Source organism: Mycolicibacter senuensis (genome assembly GCF_002101885.1).
In the GTDB taxonomy this organism is placed as follows: Bacteria; Actinomycetota; Actinomycetes; order Mycobacteriales; family Mycobacteriaceae; genus Mycobacterium; species Mycobacterium senuense.
Map to the genome: position 1 here is coordinate 126049 of NZ_LQPS01000028.1, position 21654 is coordinate 147702.

A 21654-nucleotide genomic window follows, 5' to 3' on the forward strand; every position below is an offset into this window, starting at 1 on the left:
ACACAGATTAGTGCATCAAAGTTCTTTTTCACACTCCGCCCAAGCGTCTCGTACATATGTTCGATAGATTGTCGGGTATGGGCTGGGGAAGTGGCCCGCCGAGCTGGGCGGAAATGGAGCGAGTGCTCGATGGTAAGCCTCGTCACACCCGTGGTGTGTCGGCTGATCGCGAGCCCTGCGAGCCGCGGCCCGAGCGCCCGCCGCTGCGCGGCCCGACGGTTCCCTATGCCGAGTTGCACGCGCACTCGGCGTACAGCTTCTTGGACGGGGCCAGCACCCCGCAGGAGCTGGTCGTCGAGGCCGCCCGGCTGGGCCTGCGGGCGATCGCGCTGACCGACCACAACGGGTTATACGGGGTGGTGCGGTTCGCCGAGGCGGCCGCGGAGCTCGCCGCCGCGGGGCAGGAGATCGCCACCGTTTACGGCGCCGAGCTGTCGCTGGGGCCGGGCGCGCGCACCGACGACCCGGACCCGCCCGGCCCGCACCTGCTGGTGCTGGCCCGCGGCCCGGAGGGCTACCGGCGGTTGTCGCGGCAGATCGCCGCCGCGCACCTGGCCGGCGAGAAGGACAGGCCGCGTTTCGATCTGGACGTGCTGACCGAGGCGGCCGACGGGCACTGGCACATCCTGACCGGATGCCGCAAGGGCCACGTCCGCCAGGCGCTGGCCGCCGGCGGGCCGGATGCCGCGGCCACGGCGCTGGCCGACCTGGTGGACCGGTTCGGGGCCGCGCGGGTCAGTGTCGAGCTGACCCGGCACTTCGATCCTTACGACGACGAGCACAATGCGGCGCTGGCCGCGCTGGCGCCCCGGTTCGGGGTCTCGGTGGTGGCCACCACCGCTGCGCATTTCGCCGGGCCGTCACGGGCGCGACTGGCGATGGCGATGGGGGCGATCCGCGCCCGACAGTCCCTGGATGCCGCCGCCGGCCGGCTGGCCCCGCTGGGCGGTTCGCATCTGCGTTCCGGCGCCGAGATGGCCCGGTTGTTCGCCGCGCACCCGTCGGCGGTGTCGGCGGCGGCCGAGCTCGGCGAACGATGCGCGTTTCCGCTGGCGCTGATCGCCCCGCGGCTGCCGCCGTTTGCCGTCCCGGACGGACACACCGAGGACAGCTGGCTGCGGCGGCTGGCCCTGGCCGGCGCCGAACAGCGCTACGGCCCGCCCTCGGGTGCCCCGCGTGCTTACGCTCAGATCGAGCGTGAACTGGAAGTCATTGCGCAGCTGGGCTTTCCGGGCTACTTCCTGGTGGTGCACGACATCACCCGGTTCTGCCGGGACAGCGACATCCTGTGCCAGGGCCGGGGGTCGGCGGCGAACTCCGCGGTCTGCTACGCCCTCGGCGTCACCGCGGTCGACCCGGTGGCCAATGAGCTGCTGTTCGAGCGGTTCTTATCCCCGGCCCGCGACGGCCCACCCGACATCGATATCGACATCGAGTCGGATCGGCGCGAAGAGGTGATCCAGTACGTCTACGACAAATACGGCCGCGACCACGCCGCCCAGGTCGCCAACGTCATCACCTACCGGGGCCGCAGCGCCGTGCGGGACATGGCCCGCGCGCTGGGTTACTCGCCGGGGCAGCAGGACGCCTGGAGTAAGCAGCTGGGCCGCTGGGGTTCATTGCACCGCGCCGAAGACGCTGATATCCAAGGTATTCCCGGCCCGGTGATCGACCTGGCCACCCAGATCGCCGACCTGCCACGGCATCTGGGCATCCACTCCGGCGGCATGGTGATCTGTGACCGCCCGATCGCCGACGTGTGCCCGGTGGAATGGGCTCGGATGCCCGGCCGCAGTGTGCTGCAGTGGGACAAAGACGACTGTGCGGCCATCGGTTTGGTGAAGTTCGATCTGCTGGGGCTCGGCATGCTCTCGGCGCTGCACTACGCGATCGACCTGGTTGCCGAGCACAAGGACATCGAGGTGGATCTGGCCGCGATCGACCTGTCAGAACCGGCGGTGTATGAGATGTTGTCCCGCGCCGACTCGGTCGGGGTGTTCCAGGTGGAGTCACGCGCGCAGATGGCCACCCTGCCGCGGCTGCGCCCACGGGTGTTCTACGACCTGGTGGTGCAAGTGGCGCTGATCCGCCCCGGGCCGATCCAGGGCGGGTCGGTGCACCCCTACATCCGCCGCCGCAACGGCGTCGACCCGGTGGCCTACGAGCATCCGTGTATGCAGCGAGCGCTGCGGAAAACCCTGGGAATCCCGTTGTTCCAAGAGCAACTGATGACGCTGGCGGTGGACTGTGCCGGATTCACCGCGGGGGAGGCCGACCAGTTGCGGCGCGCGATGGGATCCAAGCGGTCACCGGAGCGGATGCGCCGGCTGCGCGACCGGTTCTATACCGGCATGCGCGAGCTGCACGGCATCACCGGCGCGGTGGCCGACCGGATCTACGAGAAGCTGGAGGCCTTCGCCAACTACGGGTTCCCGGAGAGCCACGCGATGAGCTTCGCGTCGCTGGTGTTCTACTCGGCCTGGTTCAAGCTGCACCACCCGGCGGCGTTCTGCGCCGCGCTGCTGCGGGCCCAACCGATGGGCTTCTATTCGCCGCAGTCGCTGGTCGCCGATGCCCGCCGGCACGGGGTCGTGGTGCACGGCGGGTGCGTCAATGCCAGCCTGGCGCACGCCACGCTGGAGCGCGACGGCACCCAGGTGCGGCTCGGGCTGGCCGCCGTCCGCGGTATCGGCGCCGACCTCGCCGAGCGGCTGGTGGCCGACCGCCAGTCGCATGGACAGTTCACTTCGATGCTGGATCTGACTGCCCGGGTACAGCTTTCGGCGCCGCAGGCCGAGGCGCTGGCGACCGCCGGCGCGTTCGGCGGTTTCGGCATGTCGCGCCGCGAGGCATTGTGGGCGGCCGGGTCGGCGGCGGGACAGCGGCCGGACCGGCTGCCTGGGGTGGGGTGTGACGGGCACACTCCCGAACTGCCCGGGATGAGCGAGATCGAACTGTCCGCCGCCGACGTGTGGGCCACCGGGGTGTCGCCGGACAGCTTCCCGACCCAGTTCCTGCGCGCCGACCTCGACGCGGCCGGAGTCATCCCGGCCGGACAGCTCACCGCCGTCCCGGACGGCACCCGGGTGCTGGTGGCCGGCGCGGTGACCCACCGGCAGCGGCCGTCGACCGCCCGCGGGGTGACGTTCGTCAACCTCGAGGACGAGACCGGGATGGTCAACGTGCTGTGTACGCCGGGAGTGTGGACGCGCCATCGCCGATTGGCGCAGACCGCCACGGCACTGCTGATCCGCGGGCGGGTGCAGAACGCCAGCGGGGCGGTCACCGTGCTGGCCGAGCGCCTGGGTGCGCTCGAGTTGGTGGTGGGGTCGCGCTCCCGGGACTTCCGGTGACACCGGACCTGCCCGCGCTCGGCCGATTACGCTCTGGAGAGTATGGACGAGGTCGGTCGAATCAGCGGAATCTGGCGCTACCCGGTGAAATCCATGGCCGGGCAGCGCGTCACCACCGCCGAGGTCGGCAAACTGGGCCTACACGCCGATAGGACGTGGGCCGTCCGCGACCTGGAGAAGAATGCGACCACCAGCGCCAAGCGCCTGGCGGGGCTGCTGTTGTGCACAGCGCGCTACGCGCTGCCGCCACCGCCGGAAGCCGGTCCCGGCCACGCGCCGGAGGTGGTCATCGAATTCCCCGACGGCAGCGAGATCTCCAGTTCCGATCCGGGAGTCCATGCCGCGCTGTCGTCGTACCTCGACCGAGACGTCGAACTGCGGCCGCTGCCACCGATCCAGGACCGCGATCAGTATCGCGGAACCATGGCCGGCCCGGCCGATCTGCACCAGTACTTCGGTCTCGACGACGACGAACCGCTCCCGGATCTGTCGATGTTCCCGGTCAAGAAACTCGCGGAATTGAGCCGCTACATCACGCCGGTCGGCAGCTATGTCGACGCCTATCCGGTACATGTGGTCACCGAGCAGACGCTGCGCACGATGGCCGGGCTGACCCCGGGCTCCGACTTCGACGTTCGGCGCTTTCGCCCCACGATCCTGGTTGATGCGACCACTGATTCGGACCATCCCGAGACCGACTGGTGCGGAGGCACATTGCACGCACCGCTGGCCGCCGTCAAACCGCTGCTGCCCACCGTCCGCTGCGTCATGCCGTCGCACCCCCAGCCTGAGTTGAGTCGTGACCGGCAGATCACCCGCAGCATCGCCGCACACACCAATCACTGCCTCGGTGTCTACGGCACGGTGGTCCGCGGTGGGGAACTGCGCGAAGGTGATCCGCTTGCGTTCGTCCCGTCGGATCGGTCGATCCTTGCCGCCACCGCAGGAGCGGGCGCCAGGCAGGTCAAACGCCTGCTGATGAAGGCCGGCACCACGGCGATATCGCGCAGCGTGAAACTTCGGCAGAATTAGCAGTTAGCCTGCACAGATGAACCTCAACTTGTCCGCAGACGAAGTCCTGACCACCACCCGCTCGGTCCGCAAGCGACTCGACCTCGACAAGCCGGTTCCGCGCGAGGTGCTGATGGAGTGTCTCGAGATCGCCCTGCAGGCGCCCACCGGTTCCAACGCCCAGGGCTGGCAGTGGATGTTCGTCACCGACCCGGTCAAGAAGCAGGCGATCGCCGACATCTACCGCGCCAACGCGGAGCCCTACCTGGACCGGATGAAGCCCGACTACGGCGAGGGCGATGTGCGCGGCGAGCGAATGGAATTCGTCAGCGACTCGGCCAGATACCTGATGGAGCACATGCAGGACGTGCCGGTGATGCTGATCCCCTGCCTGGAGGGCCGGCCGGAGAACGCTCCGCTGGGGCTCAGCGCGTCGTTCTGGGCGTCGCTGTTCCCGGCCGCCTGGAGTTACTGCCTGGCGTTGCGCAACCGCGGGCTGGGTTCGTGCTGGACGACGCTGCACCTGCTCGAGGACGGCGAGCGGCAGACCGCCGAGGTGCTCGGCATCCCCTACGACGACTACAGCCAGGGCGGGTTGTTCCCGATCGCCTACACCAAGGGCACCGACTTCAAACCGGCCAAGCGGTTGCCGGCCGAGCAGTTGGCGCACTTCGACAGTTGGTGATCCGCCGCGGCGGGTCGCGGTCAGCTCCGCCGCGTCACACTCCGCCGACGAACCCGTGCTGGCGCCACGCCTCATAGGCCGCGACCGCCGCGGCATTGGACAGGTTCAGTGAGCGCCGGCCGGCCAGCATCGGGATGCGCACCTGCTCGGTGATGTGCGGATCGGCCAGCGTCGCGGTGTCCAGCCCGTCGGGCTCCGGACCGAACATCAGCACATCACCGGCCCGGTAACACACGTCGGCGAACGACGTCTCGGCCTGGGCGGTGAAGGCGAACACCCGTGCCGGCATCAGGGTCGCCCAGGCCTCCGGTAGCGACGGGTGCACGGTGACCGCCGCCAGGTCGTGATAGTCCAGCCCGGCGCGGCGCAGTTTGGGTTCGGACAGATCGAAGCCCAGCGGCTCCACCAGATGCAGCTCCGCGCCGGTCGCCGCCACCATCCGGATCGCGTTGCCGGTGTTGGGCGGGATGCGCGGTGAACAGAACATCACTTTGAACACAACTGATGTTGGCATGTCAGCGGAGCAGAAGGCACTTACGAATAGGGGCCGTAGTAGTCCCGGCACGGGGTGAAGACGTTCACCCAGCCCTGGCCACCGGGGCACCACAGCTGGACATCGTGGGGCCGATTGCCCTCCGGCACCAGCCGGCACGTGCTGACACCGGGCAGGATGCAGTCCTGCCCGTAGCCCGGTTCGGCCCGGGCCGGGGCCGCGAGGCCCAGCAGTCCCGCGCCCGCCGCTGTGACCACCGCCAGAACAATCCGCGTCATCGGTGCCATACCCCGATTGTCCATAAGCCCTGTGACATCTGGTCGTCAGTGCTGTGCGGGCGGGTTTTGGCCGGGACACGAAACCGTCTCGGGAGCTGTGCCTTTTCGGTAAAGGCTATGGTGATGGCTCGCGCAGACTGTCATACTCGTCGAATTGCCGACTAACGACGGCCTAGATCAAGGCGGGTCCCACACCGCTGATGGTTCAGCGGGTGCGATGTGCCGGAAGCTCCGATGAATGAAGGCGCAAACGGTGAATTTCAGCCGAGCGGCCGGTAAACCGGCCGCCGAGCAGTGACGCTCTTCGACCACCCGGACGAGGTGGATCCCGCCCTCGACGCCTTGGCCGACCGTGACAACGAATCCGGCGCGGCGGCGGCGAAACGTCCGTCGCGGTGGTCGGTGCGCAACTGGCCGGTGCGATGGAAGGTGCTGGCGATCGCGCTGCTGCCGATGGTGTTGGCCGGCGTCTTCGGCGGCTTGCGGGTCTCCGGCGCGCTGTCGGAGGCCAACCGGCTCCGGCTGGTCGCCGACCGCGCCGAGATGATCCCGGCGATCACCAATTACATGTCGGCGCTGGGCGACGCGCTGGTGGCGGCCTCCTCCGATGGTGACGCCGAGGGCGCCCGGAAGAACTTCGAGAACCGGATGTATGAGCTCCAGTCGCGGCTGTCGCACACCGACGTCGCGACCGACGTGCGCTCCGGGGTGAGCACGCTCATCGAGCGGGGCCAGGGCCTGCTGGCTGCGGTGTCGACCGCCGGTTTGGGCCTGCGCGAGGAGGTGACCGGCTACGCGCCGATCCTGCTGACCGCCGAGGACGCCATCAACGGTTCAGTTCGGCTGGACAGTGAACGGATCCGGGCGCAGACCGAGGGCCTGAGCCGCGCCGTCGGCGCGCGCGGTCAGATGATGATGCAGGAACTGCTGGTCAACCGGGGCGGCGAGGTTCCCGACCCGGAGCTGCGCAGCTCGATGATGACACTGGCCGGCACTGAGCCGTCCACGCTGTTCGGGATGACCCAGGTGCTCGGCGTCGACTCCCCGGACGCCAAGACACTGCAGCAGCAGCTGGTGACCCGGATGGCGATCATGTCCGATCCGGAACAGGTGCTGCCCAACAACCCCGTGCTGCGGGACTCGATCCGGACCACCGACCAGATCGCCGCCCGGTTGATCGCCGAGAACACCGGAGCGGTGACCAAGGCGGTGGAGGATCGCGCCGCCGACCGCCGCGCCGCCGCCATCCGCGACATCGCCTTGGTGCTGGCCGCGATCGGCGTCACGCTGCTGGCGGTGTGGCTGGTGGCGCGCTCGCTGGTGCGGCCGTTGCGCACGCTGCGAAACAGTGCGCTGCAGGTCGCCCACTCCGACCTCGAACACGAGATCGCGCGGGTGCGTGCCGGTGATGAACGCGAACCCGCCCCGCTGCCGGTCTACACCACCGAGGAAGTCGGGCAGGTCGCGCACGCCGTCGACGAGCTGCACGCCCAGGCGCTGCTGTTGGCCGGCGACGAGGCCCGGCTGCGCCGGCTGGTCAACGAGATGTTCGAGACGATGTCGCGGCGCAACCGGTCCCTGGTCGACCAGCAGTTGGCGCTCATCGACCGGCTGGAGCGCGACGAGGACGACCCGGACCGGCTGGAGAGCCTGTTCCGGCTGGATCACCTGGCCGCCCGGATGCGGCGCAACGGCGCGAATCTGCTGGTGCTGGCGGGGGCGCGGGCGCCGCACGAGCGGGGACGGGCGACCCCGCTGGCGACGCTGATCAGTGCCGCCGCCTCGGAGGTGGAGGGCTATCACCGGGTGCGGACCGTGCTGGTGCCCGATGTCACCGTGATCGGCGCCGCCGCGGCCGACTGCGTGCACCTGCTCGCGGAGTTGATCGACAACGCGCTGCGCTATTCGGCGCCCACCGAGCCGGTGCGGGTGGTCGCCGGACTCGAGAACGACGGCGGGGTGGTGGTCGAGGTCGTCGACGTCGGCTTGGGCGTGGCCGACTCCGATCTGCGGATGGCCAACATGCGGTTGGCCGCCGGCGGCGAGTTCAGTCCGGAGAACGCCCGGCACATGGGTTTGTTCGTGATCTCCCGGCTGGCCCACCGGCACGGGATCGAGGTCCGGCTGTTCCCGGCGTCGCCGGGGTCGCGCGGTACCACCGCCGAGGTGTACCTGCCGCCGCACCTGCTGAGCTACCGCGACACCGAGGAACCGGCCCCGCCGCAGCAGCCGATGGTCACCGCGGCCGTTCCGGACCCACCCGAGGCGTACCAGGCCTACCAGCCCGACGAGCCCCAGCTGGCTGAGCCGTATGAGTTCCCCGGTGCACCCGAGCCGTACGAGCAGTACGAGCCGTATGAGGAGGCGCCGGAACCTGGCCCCGGTCCCGTCGTGTCCCTGCTGCCGCGACGCACCCCGGGGTCCAGTGGCATCACCGGGGTGCCCGCCGGGTCGCCGGTGCAGTCGCCGGCCGACGACGAGACCGGCCGAGAGCGCCGCGAACTGCCGCAACCCTGGTGGGAGGCCGACGAGCAGGCCGCCCACCGGGCCGCGGCACCAGGCGCCGACCAGCGTCTGGAACCGGCCGTGGACGAATACCCGGACGAACATGTCGAGCCCGAGCCGGTGGTCGAGAAATCTTCGCCGGCAGACACATCGGCATACTTCGCGGCGCGGTCCCGGGCCCGCGGCGCCGCCGAGGAGGACACCGGCAGCGCCGCAGCCGGCGACACCGACACGATCTATCAGCGGATGCTTTCCGAATCGCTGGGCAACGATCCCAACGAGCCGGGCCTGCGCGCCGACCTGGACTGGCAGTCGGTGTGGGATCGCGGCTGGTCGGTGGCCGCCGAGGTGGAGAACATGCCGGTCGCCGCCCACACCGAGCACGGCCTGCCGGTCCGCGAACCCGGCGCCCGGCTGGTGCCCGGATCGGCCGAAGCCGAACCGCCGCCGGCGGGCTCGGACCCGTCGGCGCACCACCGGGACGACACCGGCGAACCGGTAACATCCAACGGCGGGCCGGCCCATGAGGCGCAGGCACGGGATCCCGCGGCGATCCGCTCCTCGATCAGCAGCCACTTCGGCGGGGTGCGCGCCGCGAGATCGCACGCCCGGGACAACGGCTTCGAGAACGATTTCGAAAACGACTTGGACACCGACCAGGGACAGAACCAGCAATGACTTTTCCCACCGATCACAGCGGCCAGCGGCGTACTCCCGAAGGCTCGCTGGACTGGCTGGTGACCAACTTCGCCCGCGAGGTTCCCGGGGTGTCGCACGCGGTGTTGGTGTCGGTCGACGGACTGACGGTCGCGGCCAGTGAGCACCTGCCCAAGGAGCGCGCCGACCAACTGGCCGCCGTGGCGTCCGGATTGGCCAGCCTGGCCACCGGAGCGGCGCAGTTGTTCGAGGGCGGCCGGGTGCTGCAGTCGGTGGTGGAGATGGAGCACGGTTACCTGCTGCTGATGCGGGTCGGCGACGGCTCGCACCTGGCGACGCTGGCCAGCGCCACCTGCGACATCGGCCAGGTCGGCTACGAGATGGCGGTCCTGGTGGAACGGGTCGGGGCGGTGGTGCAGTCGGCGCGCCGGTCCGCGGCGTCGTCACCGGGCGGGCGCGCATGAGGGTCCGGTGATGGATCTCCCCGAGCCGCCGGAGCTCGGCCAGGCCCCGGAAACCGAGGCCAGCCTGGTGCGCCCGTACACGCTGACCGCCGGCCGAACCCACACCGACGTCAACCTGCCGCTGGAGGCCCCGGTGCAGACGCTGCGCCGGGCGCAACCCAACCAGTGGCCGGCCGGCGACCCGCGCGGCCGTATCGTCGAACTGTGCCAGATCGGCCCGTCGGTTGCTGAGATCTCCGCTCGGCTGGACCTGCCGGTGGGTGTGGTACGCGTTCTGGTGGGGGATCTGGTCACGTCGGGATACCTTCGGGTGCGCCGCACGCTGAGCGAGGCGTCCACCCGGGACGAACGACGAGAACTGATAGGAAGGACGCTTCGTGGCCTACGAGCGCTCGGCTAGTCCGATCCGCCCAAGGGAGTCAGCGTCGACGAAGATCGTCATCGCCGGGGGGTTCGGGGTCGGTAAGACGACATTCGTCGGCACGGTCTCGGAGATCATGCCGCTGCGCACCGAGGCGCTGGTCACCGACGCCTCGGCGGCCGTCGACACCCTGGACGCCACCCCGGACAAGCGGACCACCACGGTGGCGATGGACTTCGGCCGCATCACCTTGGCCGACGACCTGGTGCTGTACCTGTTCGGCACGCCGGGGCAGCGCCGGTTCTGGTTCATGTGGGACGACCTGGTGCGCGGTGCGATCGGCGCGATCATCCTGGCCGACTGCCGGCGGCTGCAGGACAGCTTCGCCGCCGTCGACTTCTTCGAGCACCGCAACCTGCCGTTCCTGATCGCGATCAACGAGTTCGACGGCGCCCCACGCTATCCGGTTGCCGCGGTGCGCAAGGCACTGGCGTTGCCGGACCACATTCCGGTGATCAGCGTCGATGCGCGCGACCAACGGTCCGCCCGCGACGCGCTCATCGCGATCAGCGAGTACGCGCTGTCGGCGTTGGCACCCGCGCAGGGCTGAGCGCTGGCCCGCTTGTCGTTCGCGGCGCCGGCCCCGCCCCGCCGGTTGCCCCGTCGCCGTGACCGCACACTCAACGCCGTCACCGCACACTCAAAGTCGCCTGTGGATAGCTGAATAGCGCCAGCCGCCCGGCCCGGGCAATGCTCATCGATCGTGGAAGCGCAACCGTTCATCGGCAGTGAGGCCCTGGCCGCCGGAAGGCCGAGCCGGCACGGGCTGCGGACCCACTATCGGGCCGCGCACCCCGGCGTCTACGTGCCCGCACCAGGACGGTTGCGGCTCGACGAGCGCACCGCCGCCGCGTGGCTGTGGTCGGGGCGTCGCGGCGTCATCGCGGGTGCGGCGGCCGCAGCACGCTACGGAACCAAGTGGATTGACGACGACGTGCCGATCGAGTTGGTGCACGCCAATCCGCGAGCGCCGGCCGGCGTGATCAGCCGCCGGGAGACTCTTTTCGACGACGAGGTGCAGGTCATCCGAGAGATGTCGGTGACGACCCCCGAACGCACCGCCTTCGACATCGGTCGCCGTGACCGGCTGCGGCCGGCGGTGGCTCGCCTCGACGCGCTGGCCCGGGCGACGCGGCTTAATGTCGTCGACGTCGCGGCGCTGGCCCTGCGGCACCCGCACATGCGTGGACTGAGGCAGTTGGAGTCGGCGTTGAGCCTGGTCGACCCGGGGGCCGAGTCGCCCCGGGAGAGCTATTTGCGGTTGCTGCTCATCGATGCCGGGATACCTCCGGAGCAGACCCAGATCCCGGTGCCGACCGCCGACGTCACCTACTACCTGGATATGGGCTGGCCAGAGTTCATGGTGGCGGTCGAGTACGACGGCGAGCACCACCAGGTTGACAGCTGGCAATGGCGCAAGGACATCATCCGGCTGGAGACGCTGGCCCTAATGGGGTGGATCGTCATCCGGGTAGTCGCCGGAGACCGTGCACCCGAGATCGTGGAGCGGGTACGTCGGGCACTACAGGGGCGAGGCTATCCCCGGGCGTTGAGTGTGCGGTGAGGGCGTTGAGTGTGCGAGCGACCCCATTGAGTGTGCGGCCCGCCAAGGCATCCGCTACCGCTTGAGCCGGATCTTCCACCACACCACCACGGCGTAGCAGACCGACAGCACCGCCAGCATCCCCATGTCGAGCAGCCAGGTGCCCCGGGTGTGGTCCCACAGCCGGTCTTTGGGGATCTGCGGGGCGTCCATCAATGTGTTGAAATCGACGGTCGACCCGCCGGCCGCATACCCCCAGCGCGCCGGGGTCAGCCAGGACATCTGGTCGAGACCGGTTCGGCCGCCGACCGGGATCATGCCGCTGGACAGCACCAGCTGCGACATGATCGACACCACCAGCATCGGCATGATCTGCTCGTTGGATTGGGCGAACGCCGACAAAGCCAAGCCGAGAATCGCCGAGGCCACGCAGGTGCCGGCCACCCCGAGGAACAACTCGAAGTTCACGTTGCCGAACAGCACCGCGTCGCGTGCCGGGCCGCCCTTGCCCAGCACCACGATCGTGGTGGCGATCGCGGCTTGGACGGTGGCGAACACACAGAACACCGCGATCTTGGCGAGCAGGTAGGCGACCGTCGACAATCCGACGGCCTGCTCTCTTCGGAAGATCGGACGTTCGCCGATCAGGTCGCGGATGGTCAGTGCGGTACCCATGAACACGGCGCCGATATTGAGCAGCACCATGATGTATCGCGGTTCGGTGGGGGCATCGGGCCCGGGTATGCCCAGCCCGTGGTCGCCCTCGACGGTCAACGACAAGATCCCGACGATGAACGGCAGCAAGGCCAGGAATATCGAGTAGCCGCGGTCGGACACGATCAGCCGGACCTGGCGGCGCGCGATCGTCGACAGTTGTTTGAGCACACTGGACGCCGCCGGTTTGCCCAGGTCTGCGGGGGGTGTCTCGGCCAGCGCCACCGAGGACCGCTGGCCCCCTTCGCGTTCCAGGAAGCGCCGGTTGGCTTCGTCGGGATCGGCGCCCACGTTGGCGAAGATGTCGGCCCAGTTGCGGGTTCCCAGGGCGGTGTCCACCTGGTCGGGCGGGCCGATGAACGCGGTCTTGCCGCCGGGAGCCAGCAGCAGGATCTGGTCGCAGACATCGAGGTAGGCCACCGAGTGGGTGACCACCAGCACCACGCGTCCGGCGTCGGCGAGACCGCGCAGCATCAGCATGACCTGGCGGTCCAGTGCCGGGTCCAGGCCTGACGTCGGTTCGTCCAGCAGCAACAGCGACGGCCCGGTCAGCAGCTCCAACGCCACCGAGGCGCGTTTGCGCTGGCCGCCGGAGAGCTTGTCCACCCGGGTCTCGGCGTGCTTGGTCATCTCGAGTTCCTCGAGCACCTCCGCGACGGCCTGATCCCGATCGGCTTGGCTGCTGTCAGGCGGCAGCCGCAGCTCGGCGGCGTAACCCAGCGCCTGGTTCACCGTCAACTGGCGGTGCACCACGTCGTCCTGCGGGACCATCCCGACCCTGCTGCGCAGCGAAGCGTAGTCGGCGTGGATATTGTGGCCCTCGAACAGCGCGGAGCCGGAGCTGGGCCGGGTGTAGCCGGCGATCAGCCTGGCCAGCGTGGTCTTGCCGGCACCGGAGCCGCCGATGATCGCGGTCAGCGTGCCCGGCCGGGCGGTCAGCGAGATGTTGTTGAGCAGCCGCTTGCCGCCCTCGACGTCGAAGCAGACGTCCCGAACTTCCAGCCCGCCACTGCCGGTCGCGGTCTCGGTGCGGCGCACCAGGCTGCCGCTGTGGAACTCCAGGTCGACGTTGCCGATCGTGACCAGGTCGCCCTCGGTGAGGATCGCCGAGCCGATCCGGACACCGTTGACGAAAGTGCCGTTGATGCTTCGGCTGTCACGGATCTCGGTGCCCAGCGGGGTCGGGATCAGCATGGCGTGGTGGCGCGAGGCCAGCACGTCGGAGATGACGATGTCGTTGTCGGTGGCCCGCCCGATGGTCAACGCACCGGCGGGGGCATCCGGCGGCGAGGCGGATCCCGGCCGCAGGATGTCGATCATCCGGGTGGCGATGTTGCCGACCTCCGGCGGTTTCGCGGCCACCGGGGCCATCCGGGTGGACGGTTGCCGCGGGAGAACCGCCTCGCCGGGCAGCGGCGGCGGATAACCGGGCCCGGGGCGCAGTGCGGCTTCACCGCCCGGGCCGGCAGGGCCGCCCGGGTATGCCGGCTGCCGGTGGGTGAGCGGCGGTGGTTGATGCAGCGGCGGGACGGGCCGGAGGGGCTGCTGGATGCCGGGTTGACCGGCCGAGCGCGGATCCGGCGGGACGGGCCGGCCCGGTGACTGCTGTGGCGGCCGGCCCGGACGGGCTATTCCCGGCTGGCCCGGCGGCGGCACCTGAATCGAGACGGTCTGCGGCGGCCGGCCGGCCAGGCCCTGGTGCCGCCCGACCTCGAAGGACAGTCGCGGGCCGTCCGGGTTGCCCAGGTTGACGCACTGGCCGTCGCGGATGTCGACCATCGGCACCCGCTGGCCGTTGACGTAGATGCCGTTCAGGGAGCCATTGTCGATCCCGAGCCATCTGCCCTGCTCGAAACGCAACAGCAGGTGCGCGCGGGAGACCAGTGGATGCGGGATACGGATGTCGGCGCGCAGGTCACGCCCGATGACCACGTCGTGGCCTGCGGAGAATATGCCTTGCGACCCGTCATAGCGCACGGTCAGCACCGGCGGAGCAGGGTGACTCATCGGATCAACTGTATCGGGCGGACAGAAGTGACCGCCGGTCCGCGCGCCGCGAGTCGGCGCGGATCCTCAGCGCAGGACGTCCGGCGCGCCGGTGACAACACAGTGGGTGCGCTGGTAGATCGTGGGCATGCACTGGTTGCAGTGGATGCATTCCGACAGCGTCGCCGGCTCGGCCGCGATCCGGTTGACCAAGTCCGGTTCGGCCAGCAGTGCCCGGGCCATCGCGACGAACTCGAAGCCCTCGGCCATCGCCTGATCCATGGTCTCGCGGTTGGTGATGCCCCCCAACAGGATCAGCGGCAGCGACAACTCGGCGCGGAACAGCCGGGCGTCGTTCAGCAGATAGGCGTCGTGATACGGGTATTCGCGCAGGAACTTGTTGCCGGTCATCCGCATGCCCCAGCTCAACGGCGGCGGAAAGACGCTCGCGAACTCTTTGACCGGGGCGTGCCCGCGGAACAGGTACATCGGGTTGACCAGCGAGCTGCCGGCGGTCAGCTCGATGGCGTCCAGGCCGCCGTCGTCCTGCAACCACTTGGCGGTGGTCAGCGACTCGTCCAGGCTGATGCCGCCGCGCACCCCGTCGGACATGTTCAGCTTCGCCGTCACCGCGATCTGGCCGGCGCCGTCCTTCTCGACGGCCTTGCGGACCGCCTGCACGATTCCGCGGGCCACTTTGGCCCGGTTGGCCAGCGAGCCGCCGAACTCGTCGGAGCGGCGGTTGATCAGCGGCGACAGAAACGAGCTGGCCAGGTAGTTGTGACCGAGGTGGATCTCGACGGCGTCGAAGCCGGCGTCGACGGCGCAGCGGGCGGCGTCGGCGTGCTGGGCGATGACCTCGTCGATGTCGTCGCGGGTGGCCTTCTTGGCGAACCGCATGCCGATCGGGTTGAAGAACCGCACCGGCGCCAGCGCCCGGGCCTTGTTGGAGCGGGCGTCGGCCACCGGGCCGGCGTGGCCGAGCTGCGCGCTGATCGCCGCACCCTCGGCGTGCACGGCCTCGGTGAGCCGGCGCAGCCCGGGGATGGCTTCCGGGCGCATCCACAGCCCGTCGTCGGAGGTGCGGCCGCCGCGGGAGACCGCGCAGTAGGCGACGGTGGTCATGCCCACCCCGCCGGCGGCCGGCAGCCGGTGGTAGGTGATCAGGTCGTCGGAGACCAGCGCGTCGGGGGTGCGGTTCTCGAAGGTGGCGGCCTTGATGATCCGGTTGCGCAGCGTGACCGGACCGAGTTTGGCGGGGCTGAAGACGTCGGGAGCGGCGGGCATTCCCGGAGCTTAACCCCGACGGTGACGCTGGATCCGGCGGGGAATGTCACAATGTCGGGCGTGGGTGCGATCACGTTGGACGGCAAGGCCACGCGCGACGAGATCTTCGTCGATCTCAAAGCCCGGGTGGACAAACTCACTCGGGCGGGCCGTACCCCCGGGCTCGGCACCGTCCTGGTCGGCGACGACCCGGGCTCGCACGCCTACGTGCGCGGCAAGCACGCCGACTGTGCCAAGGTCGGCATCACCTCGATCCGTCGCGACCTGCCGGCCGACGTCAGCACCGCCCAGCTCAACGACACCATCGACGAGCTCAACGCCAACGACGAGTGCACCGGCTACATCGTGCAGCTGCCGTTGCCCAAGCAGCTGGACGAGAACGCCGCACTGGAACGCGTCGACCCGGCCAAGGACGCCGACGGGCTGCATCCGACGAACCTGGGCCGGCTGGTGCTGGGCACCCCCGCGGCGCTGCCGTGCACGCCGCGCGGGATCGTGCACCTGCTGCGCCGCTACGACGTGCCGATCGCCGGCGCCCATGTGGTGGTGATCGGGCGCGGGGTGACGGTCGGACGCCCGCTGGGGCTGCTGCTGACCCGCCGCAGCGAGAACGCCACGGTGACGTTGTGCCACACCGGAACTCGCAACCTGCCGGATCTGACCCGCCAAGCCGACATCATCGTCGCCGCGGTCGGGGTGCCGCAGATGCTCACCGTCGGCATGGTGCGTCCCGGGGCGGCCGTCGTCGACGTCGGCGTCAGCCGCACCGACGCCGGACTGGTCGGCGACGTGCATCCGGACGTGTGGGAGGTGGCCGGTCACGTGTCGCCGAACCCAGGCGGGGTCGGCCCGCTGACCCGGGCCTTCCTGTTGACCAACGTCGTCGAGCGGGTGGAGAGCGAACTGTGACGCGCGTGGACGTTCGCCGGCTGGTCGCCGCCCAGTGGCCGATCATGCTGGTCGGGCTGATCTTCGTGGCGGCGTTCGTGTTGGCCGGCGCGAACTTCTGGCGTCGCGGTGCCCTGCTGATCGGGATCGGCACCGCGGTGGCCGCCGCGCTGCGGCTGGTGTTGTCCGAGGACCGGGCCGGGCTGCTGGTGCTGCGGGACCGGGGACTGGACTTCGCGACGATGACGACGGCGGCCACGGCGATGGTCTACATCGCCGCCACCGTCGACCCGCTGGGAACCAGCTGACGCTGCGGGCAGCGATTCGATCTCACTTGGCCAGGGTGAACTGGTTGACGTCGAAACGCCCGGCCCGGAATTCCTCGGCGCAGCCGGTCAGGTACCGCATGTAGCGGTCGAAGACCTCCGCGGACTGCAACTCGATGGCCTCGCACTCGTGGGCCTCCAGCGCCTCGGCCCAGTGGTCGAGGGTCATCGCGTAGTGCTGCTGCAGCGACTGGATGCGCTTCACCGTGAACCCCACCTTGACGGCATGCTCCTTGACCAGACCGATCGACGGCAGCTGCCCGCCGGGGAAGATCTCCGTCATCAGGAAGATCTGAAAGTCGGCCAGCTCGGGGGTCAGTTGCATGCCGTGTTCGACGATCTGCTGCGGTGACAGGCCGCAGATGGTGTGCAGCATCATGGTTCCGGCGTCGGGCAGCGCCTTGAAGGACGTCGTGAAGAAGTCGTCGTAGCGGTCGTAGCCGAAGTGCTCGAACGCCCCGATGGAAACGATCCGGTCGACGGCTCGTCGAACTCCTCCCAGCCGGCCAGCAGCACCCGCCTGCTGCGCGGGCTGTCCATCGCATCGAAGCGCGATTGCACATGGGCGGCTTGGTTTTTGCTCAGGGTCAACCCGATCACGTTGACGTCGTACTGCTCGATGGCGCGCTGCATGGTGGTGCCCCAACCGCAGCCGACGTCGAGCAGCGTCATGTCCGGCTGCAGGCCCAGCTTGCTGAGCGAAAGGTCGATCTTGGCGAGCTGGGCTTCCTCCAGCGTCATGTCGTAGCGCTTGAAGTAGGCGCAGCTGTAGGTCTGGGTGGGGTCGAGAAACAGCCGGTAGAAATCATCGGACAGGTCGTAATGGGCTTGTACGTCAGCGAAATTCGGGGTCAAGCGTTGTGGCATGGGAGGTGGCCTTTCGGTCCGGCGGGGCCTGGTGCGTGCCGCCCACAGGCCCGTCCCACCCCCGGCCGGCCGGGGCCGGATACCCGCTGTCGGCGTGGGTAAACCACACCGAACCGGCGCTACCCGATGGCGGGGATGACCGGAATCGCCGGGATGGCCGGGATGCCGCCGATGACCGGCACGGCCGGGATCCCGCCGGGCAGGCCCGACATCCCCGGGATCTGCGGCAGTTCCGGCAGCTGCCCGCTGGCCAGCTGCGCCAACATCTGCGGGCAATACACCTGCACCGCGATCTCGGTGAACAGCTGCGCCATCTCCGGCGACATGGCGGGCCCGCCGCCCAGGGCGGTGACCGGGGACGCCACCGAGGCCGCGGTGCCGGCCGGCTCGGTCAGCATCGGGCAGACCGACTGGCCCAGCTCGGCGGTGGCGCCCGGGTCGACGACGGGGATGCCCGCCCCGGCGAGATCGGACAGGAACGAGGTGTCGACCGGACTCGCCTGGGCCGGCGCCGCGACGCCGATCAGGCCGGCACATACCCCCAGGCCGGCCATGGTCATGAAGCGTCGCATTATCTCCCCCGTCTGTGTGCCCGGCGCCGTGCGGCGCGGGGACTCGTGGTTGAAATCCTGCATCAAAGCGATAACACCGGCGATTCGGCCGGGTCACGGTTTGCCTACGAAACGGCCTTGGTCAGTGTCGCCCGCATGCACACCGTGACGTAGGGCAGCGCCAGCCCGGTCGAACCGGCCAGCGCCGGATGGGTGGTCAGCAGGCGGCGGACCTGGTCCAGCGTCTTGGTGCGCACCGCGTCCGGGGAGGTGATGCAGTAGCTGCGCGAGGCGACCAGGTCGATCAGCGCCTGCGGGGTCAGGTAGTTGGTCCACTCCAGCTGGTGATGCTCGATCGCACCGAACGGCGCCGGCAGGCTCACCCCGCCGTCGACGGCGTCACGGGCGTCCTCGCGGCCGATGATCTCGCCGAGTTCCTTGACCCAGCCGAGCCGTTCGTCGCGGGTGTTCCACACCAGGCCCAGCCGGCCGCCCGGCCGCAGCACCCGGATCAGCTCGGGGATGGCCCGCGCCGGGTCGAACCAGTGCCAGGCCTGCGCCACCAGCACGGCGTCGACGCTGTCATCGGGCAGCGGGATCTGCTCGGCGGTGCCCAGCAGGGCCGGGGTCTGCGGCAGCGAGGTCTGCAGCACCTCGAGCATCTCGGCGATCGGGTCGACGGCCACCACGTTCAGGCCGCGCTCGACCAGCCGGGTGGTGAGCTTGCCGGTGCCGGCGCCCAGATCCAGCACGTCGGTGGCGTCCGGTGGCAGCAGCCAGTCGATCGCCTCGGGCGGGTAGGAGGGGCGGCCCCGTTCGTAGGCGGCCGCTTGCGAGCCGAACGACAGCGATCGGTCGTGCCGGGGCTGCCGCGACCGGTTCACCGCCGGTGAGCCCCGGCCGGGTCCGCCAAGTCCAGGGTCTGGCGGATCAGTTCGCCGATGCGGTCGGTCTCCAGCAGGAAGCCGTCGTGCCCGTAGTCGGACTCGACCACTTGCAGGCGCGCGCAGCCGGGCAGCAGGTCGGCCAGCTCGGCCTGCAGCCGCAGCGGATACAGCCGGTCGGAGGTGATTCCGGCGACCACGGCCGGTACCGGGCAGCCGCGCAGGGCGGCGGCGACCCCGCCCCGGCCGCGGCCCACGTCGTAGCTGGACAGCGACTCGGTCAGCGTCACGTAACTGCCGGCGTCGAACCGCGACACCAGCTTGCCGCCCTGGTGGCCCAGGTAGCTCTCCACTGCGTAACGGCCGCCCTCGGCCGGGTCCTCGCCGTCCTGGGCGGTGTTGCCGAACCGCCGGTCCAGTTCGGCCTCGCCGCGGTAGGTCAGGTGGGCGATGCGCCGGGCGATCGCGAGCCCGCTCTCGGGACTGCGGCCGGTGCCGTGGTAGTCACCGCTCTGCCAGTCCGGGTCGGCCTTGATCGCGGCGATCTGGGTGCTCTGGGTGCCGATTTGGTCGGCGGTCGCCCGGGCGCCCACGGCCAGCAGCAGGCCCGCGCGCACCCGGTCCGGGTGACCGATCATCCACTCCAGCCCGCGGGCGCCGCCCATCGAACCGCCCACCACCGCGGCCACCTCGGTGATGCCGAGCGCGGCCAGCGTGGCGATGTCGGCTTCCACCTGGTCGCGAATCGAGATGGCGGGAAACCGTGAGCCCCAGGGCTTCCCGTCACGGGCCAGCGAGCCCGGGCCGGTCGACCCGCGGCAGCCGCCCAGTGCGTTGGTGGCTACCGCGCACCAGCGGTCGGTGTCGATCGGGGCGCCCGGTCCGACGATCCCGTCCCACCAGCCCGCGGTGGGATGCCCGGACCCGGCCGGCCCGGTGACATGGGAATCCCCGGTCAGCGCGTGCAGCACCATGACGACGTTGTCGCGGCGCGGCGACAGCTCGCCCCAGCGCTGCACCGCGATGCTGACATCGTCGAGCACCGCCCCGCTCTCCAACCGCAGCGAGCCGATGCCGACCGTGCCGGTCTCTCCCTCGGCAGGCAGCACTTGGGTCGAGAATTCCGAAATCGTCACCGTGGGCCTCTTCGACAACCGCCTCAACGCGCCGCCAGCGCGGACGATTCGCCGAGCTGTGTTGCGACCGCGGCGAACCCGAGTTCCAGGTCGGCCAGGATGTCTTCGATGCCTTCGATGCCGACCGCCAGCCGCACCAGGCCGGGGGTGACACCGGTGCTCAGCAGCTCGTCGCCGGAGAGCTGGCTGTGCGTGGTGGACGCGGGGTGGATCACCAGTGAGCGCACGTCACCGATGTTGGCGACATGGCTGTGCAGTTGCAGCGCGTTGACGAACGCCTTTCCGGCTTCGACACCGCCGGCGATCTCGAAGGACAGCACGCCGCCGACCCCCTTGGGGGCCAGCTGCTGGGCCAGCTGGTGCCACGGCGAGTCGGGCAGTCCGGCGTAGTTGACGCTCAGCACGTCGTCGCGGGCGGCCAGGAATTCCGCCACCCGCTGGGCGTTGGCGACGTGGCGCTCGACCCGCAGGCTCAGCGTCTCCAGGCCCTGGGCGATCAGGAAGGCGTTGAACGGCGAGGCCACCGACCCGTAGTCGCGCATCAGCTGGGCGCGGATTTTGACTGCGTAGGCCGGCGCGCCCAGGTCGGCGTAGACCAGGCCGTTGTAGCTGGGGTCGGGCGTGGTGAAGCCGGGGTGGCGGCCCTGGGTCCAGTCGAAGTTGCCGCCGTCGACGATCACGCCGGCGATCGCGGTGCCGTGGCCGCCCAGGTACTTGGTGGCCGAGTGCACGACGATGTCGGCGCCCTGGCTGATCGGCTGGATCAGGTACGGGGTGGCGATGGTGTTGTCGACGATCAGCGGTACCCCGTGCTCGTGGGCCACCGCCGAGACGCCCGGGGTGTCGAGGATGTCGATCTTGGGGTTGGAGATGCTCTCGGCGTAGAACGCCTTGGTGTTCGGCTGTACCGCCGCGGCCCAGGACTCCAGGCTGTCGGGGTCGTCGACGAAGCTGACCTCGATACCCAGCTTGGGCAGCGAGTAGCGGAACAGGTTGTAGGTGCCGCCGTACAGTCGCGGGCTGGCCACGATGTGGTCGCCGGTGCCGGCCAGGTTGAAGATCGCGAACGTGCTGGCGGCCTGGCCGGCCGAGAGCAAGGTGGCGCCCACCCCGCCCTCGAGCGCGGCGATGCGTTCCTCGATGACGGCGTTGGTGGGGTTGGTCAGCCGGGTGTAGATGTTGCCCGGCTCGGCCAGCGCGAAGCGGGCGGCGGCCTCGTCGGTGTCGCTGAACAGATACGAGGTGGTCTGGTAGATCGGCAGGGCGCGCGACCCGGTCTCCGGGTCACCGGCGTGGCCGACGTGGATCTGCTTGGTCTCGAACGACCAGTTGTTACCGGCGGTCATAGGTAGATGCTTTCTGAAGAGAGTGTTATCGCTGGGGCAGGAGTGGTATCAGCGACGACAACAACGGTCTGATCGGCGCAAGGAGGCACGCATCAGGTTCCCCTGTCTACTCGGGGGGCCCGTTGTGGCGGACCCGCGCTTGCCGCGTAGCCTGCGGCGGCTACTCAACCCGGTCAATCACCCGGGGCACCCCACCGCGGTTGGAGGGTTGCCGGCCAGCAAGCCGGGGCTTCGCGCTGGCACTCATGACCGCTTCGCA

Annotated in this window: 18 protein-coding genes, 1 pseudogene and 1 riboswitch; of the genes and pseudogenes, 10 read left to right on the top strand and 9 right to left on the bottom strand. The window is 69.8% G+C overall.

Annotated features, from left to right (window positions below):
- Positions 1 to 77 precede the first annotated feature (77 nt).
- Genes AWC24_RS06755 through AWC24_RS06765 form a run of 3 tightly spaced genes read left to right on the top strand, consistent with a single transcriptional unit; the run spans position 78 to position 5049 of the window.
- On the top strand, positions 78 to 3353 hold the full coding sequence (locus AWC24_RS06755; protein WP_085083241.1) for an error-prone DNA polymerase: 3276 nt from the start codon (positions 78 to 80) through the stop codon (positions 3351 to 3353).
- A gap of 42 nt (positions 3354 to 3395) precedes the next feature.
- Complete coding sequence (locus AWC24_RS06760; RefSeq protein ID WP_085083243.1) at positions 3396 to 4385, top strand: MOSC domain-containing protein; 990 nt, start codon at positions 3396 to 3398, stop codon at positions 4383 to 4385.
- 16 nt (positions 4386 to 4401) lie between these two features.
- A complete protein-coding gene (locus AWC24_RS06765; RefSeq protein ID WP_085083245.1) occupies positions 4402 to 5049 on the top strand; it encodes a nitroreductase family protein in 648 nt (215 codons plus the stop codon).
- Positions 5050 to 5083: 34 nt separating this feature from the next.
- On the opposite strand, the gene AWC24_RS06770 is transcribed toward AWC24_RS06765, so the two are convergent.
- Entirely contained in the window at positions 5084 to 5548 is a 465-nt protein-coding gene (locus AWC24_RS06770) for a tRNA (cytidine(34)-2'-O)-methyltransferase (RefSeq protein ID WP_085083247.1), read from the bottom strand.
- A 35-nt stretch (positions 5549 to 5583) separates the two neighbouring features.
- Positions 5584 to 5820, bottom strand: coding sequence for a hypothetical protein (locus tag AWC24_RS06775; RefSeq protein WP_133055706.1), 237 nt, complete (start codon positions 5818 to 5820; stop codon positions 5584 to 5586).
- Positions 5821 to 6114: 294 nt separating this feature from the next.
- Here AWC24_RS06775 and AWC24_RS06780 point away from each other — a divergent pair, with 294 nt between their 5' ends.
- The 5 genes from AWC24_RS06780 to AWC24_RS06800 all read left to right on the top strand — a co-directional run bounded on the left by AWC24_RS06780 (position 6115) and on the right by AWC24_RS06800 (position 11431).
- Positions 6115 to 9003: an ATP-binding protein gene (locus AWC24_RS06780; RefSeq protein ID WP_085083251.1), complete on the top strand. Its 2889-nt coding sequence runs from the start codon at positions 6115 to 6117 to the stop codon at positions 9001 to 9003.
- Positions 9000 to 9446: a roadblock/LC7 domain-containing protein gene (locus tag AWC24_RS06785; protein ID WP_085083253.1), complete on the top strand. Its 447-nt coding sequence runs from the start codon at positions 9000 to 9002 to the stop codon at positions 9444 to 9446. The genes AWC24_RS06780 and AWC24_RS06785 overlap by 4 nt, the downstream gene beginning before the upstream one ends.
- 10 nt (positions 9447 to 9456) lie before the next feature.
- On the top strand, positions 9457 to 9846 hold the full coding sequence (locus AWC24_RS06790; RefSeq protein ID WP_085083255.1) for a DUF742 domain-containing protein: 390 nt from the start codon (positions 9457 to 9459) through the stop codon (positions 9844 to 9846).
- A 4-nt stretch (positions 9847 to 9850) separates the two neighbouring features.
- Positions 9851 to 10417, top strand: coding sequence for a GTP-binding protein (locus AWC24_RS06795; protein ID WP_109560352.1), 567 nt, complete (start codon positions 9851 to 9853; stop codon positions 10415 to 10417).
- A gap of 153 nt (positions 10418 to 10570) precedes the next feature.
- Positions 10571 to 11431, top strand: coding sequence for an endonuclease domain-containing protein (locus AWC24_RS06800; protein WP_085083259.1), 861 nt, complete (start codon positions 10571 to 10573; stop codon positions 11429 to 11431).
- Positions 11432 to 11485: 54 nt separating this feature from the next.
- Here AWC24_RS06800 and AWC24_RS06805 read toward each other — a convergent pair whose 3' ends face one another.
- Both AWC24_RS06805 and AWC24_RS06810 read right to left on the bottom strand, forming a co-directional pair.
- Positions 11486 to 14131 carry an ATP-binding cassette domain-containing protein gene (locus AWC24_RS06805; protein WP_085083261.1) on the bottom strand — a complete coding sequence of 882 codons (2646 nt, stop codon included), beginning with the start codon at positions 14129 to 14131 and terminating at the stop codon, positions 11486 to 11488.
- A gap of 66 nt (positions 14132 to 14197) precedes the next feature.
- The gene (locus AWC24_RS06810; protein ID WP_085083263.1) at positions 14198 to 15397 is read right to left on the bottom strand and encodes an NADH:flavin oxidoreductase; all 1200 of its coding nucleotides are present in this window, start codon (positions 15395 to 15397) and stop codon (positions 14198 to 14200) included.
- Positions 15398 to 15457: 60 nt separating this feature from the next.
- Here AWC24_RS06810 and AWC24_RS06815 point away from each other — a divergent pair, with 60 nt between their 5' ends.
- Both AWC24_RS06815 and AWC24_RS06820 read left to right on the top strand, forming a co-directional pair.
- A complete protein-coding gene (locus AWC24_RS06815) occupies positions 15458 to 16306 on the top strand; it encodes a bifunctional methylenetetrahydrofolate dehydrogenase/methenyltetrahydrofolate cyclohydrolase (protein WP_085083304.1) in 849 nt (282 codons plus the stop codon).
- 44 nt (positions 16307 to 16350) lie between these two features.
- Positions 16351 to 16593 (top strand): DUF3017 domain-containing protein, encoded by a 243-nt coding sequence (locus AWC24_RS06820; protein ID WP_085083305.1) that lies wholly within the window; start codon positions 16351 to 16353, stop codon positions 16591 to 16593.
- Positions 16594 to 16615: 22 nt separating this feature from the next.
- Here the strand turns inward: AWC24_RS06820 and AWC24_RS06825 are convergent.
- The 5 genes and pseudogenes from AWC24_RS06825 to AWC24_RS06845 form a co-directional block, all read right to left on the bottom strand.
- Positions 16616 to 17478 (bottom strand): annotated as a pseudogene (locus tag AWC24_RS06825) (cyclopropane mycolic acid synthase family methyltransferase).
- 119 nt (positions 17479 to 17597) lie between these two features.
- Positions 17598 to 18050 carry a DUF732 domain-containing protein gene (locus tag AWC24_RS06830; RefSeq protein WP_234807281.1) on the bottom strand — a complete coding sequence of 151 codons (453 nt, stop codon included), beginning with the start codon at positions 18048 to 18050 and terminating at the stop codon, positions 17598 to 17600.
- Between the two features lie 104 nt (positions 18051 to 18154).
- The gene (locus AWC24_RS06835) at positions 18155 to 18913 is read right to left on the bottom strand and encodes a class I SAM-dependent methyltransferase (protein WP_085083265.1); all 759 of its coding nucleotides are present in this window, start codon (positions 18911 to 18913) and stop codon (positions 18155 to 18157) included.
- Entirely contained in the window at positions 18910 to 20049 is a 1140-nt protein-coding gene (metX, locus tag AWC24_RS06840) for a homoserine O-acetyltransferase MetX (protein WP_085083267.1), read from the bottom strand. Before metX ends, AWC24_RS06835 begins: the two co-directional genes overlap by 4 nt.
- A 23-nt stretch (positions 20050 to 20072) precedes the next feature.
- Entirely contained in the window at positions 20073 to 21395 is a 1323-nt protein-coding gene (locus AWC24_RS06845; protein ID WP_085083269.1) for a bifunctional o-acetylhomoserine/o-acetylserine sulfhydrylase, read from the bottom strand.
- 130 nt (positions 21396 to 21525) lie between these two features.
- Positions 21526 to 21646: riboswitch (SAM riboswitch) on the bottom strand.
- Positions 21647 to 21654 lie beyond the last annotated feature (8 nt).

Bases quoted from the DNA above. Each gene is read 5' to 3' on its own strand.
- AWC24_RS06755 (WP_085083241.1), top strand. From the start codon at position 78: ATGGGCTGGGGAAGTGGCCCGCCGAGCTGGGCGGAAATGGAGCGAGTG.
- AWC24_RS06760 (WP_085083243.1), top strand. From the start codon at position 3,396: ATGGACGAGGTCGGTCGAATCAGCGGAATCTGGCGCTACCCGGTGAAA.
- AWC24_RS06765 (WP_085083245.1), top strand. From the start codon at position 4,402: ATGAACCTCAACTTGTCCGCAGACGAAGTCCTGACCACCACCCGCTCG.
- AWC24_RS06775 (WP_133055706.1), bottom strand. From the start codon at position 5,820: ATGACGCGGATTGTTCTGGCGGTGGTCACAGCGGCGGGCGCGGGACTG.
- AWC24_RS06785 (WP_085083253.1), top strand. From the start codon at position 9,000: ATGACTTTTCCCACCGATCACAGCGGCCAGCGGCGTACTCCCGAAGGC.
- AWC24_RS06790 (WP_085083255.1), top strand. From the start codon at position 9,457: ATGGATCTCCCCGAGCCGCCGGAGCTCGGCCAGGCCCCGGAAACCGAG.
- AWC24_RS06805 (WP_085083261.1), bottom strand. From the start codon at position 14,131: ATGAGTCACCCTGCTCCGCCGGTGCTGACCGTGCGCTATGACGGGTCG.
- AWC24_RS06810 (WP_085083263.1), bottom strand. From the start codon at position 15,397: ATGCCCGCCGCTCCCGACGTCTTCAGCCCCGCCAAACTCGGTCCGGTC.
- AWC24_RS06820 (WP_085083305.1), top strand. From the start codon at position 16,351: ATGCTGGTCGGGCTGATCTTCGTGGCGGCGTTCGTGTTGGCCGGCGCG.
- AWC24_RS06830 (WP_234807281.1), bottom strand. From the start codon at position 18,050: ATGCGACGCTTCATGACCATGGCCGGCCTGGGGGTATGTGCCGGCCTG.
- AWC24_RS06845 (WP_085083269.1), bottom strand. From the start codon at position 21,395: ATGACCGCCGGTAACAACTGGTCGTTCGAGACCAAGCAGATCCACGTC.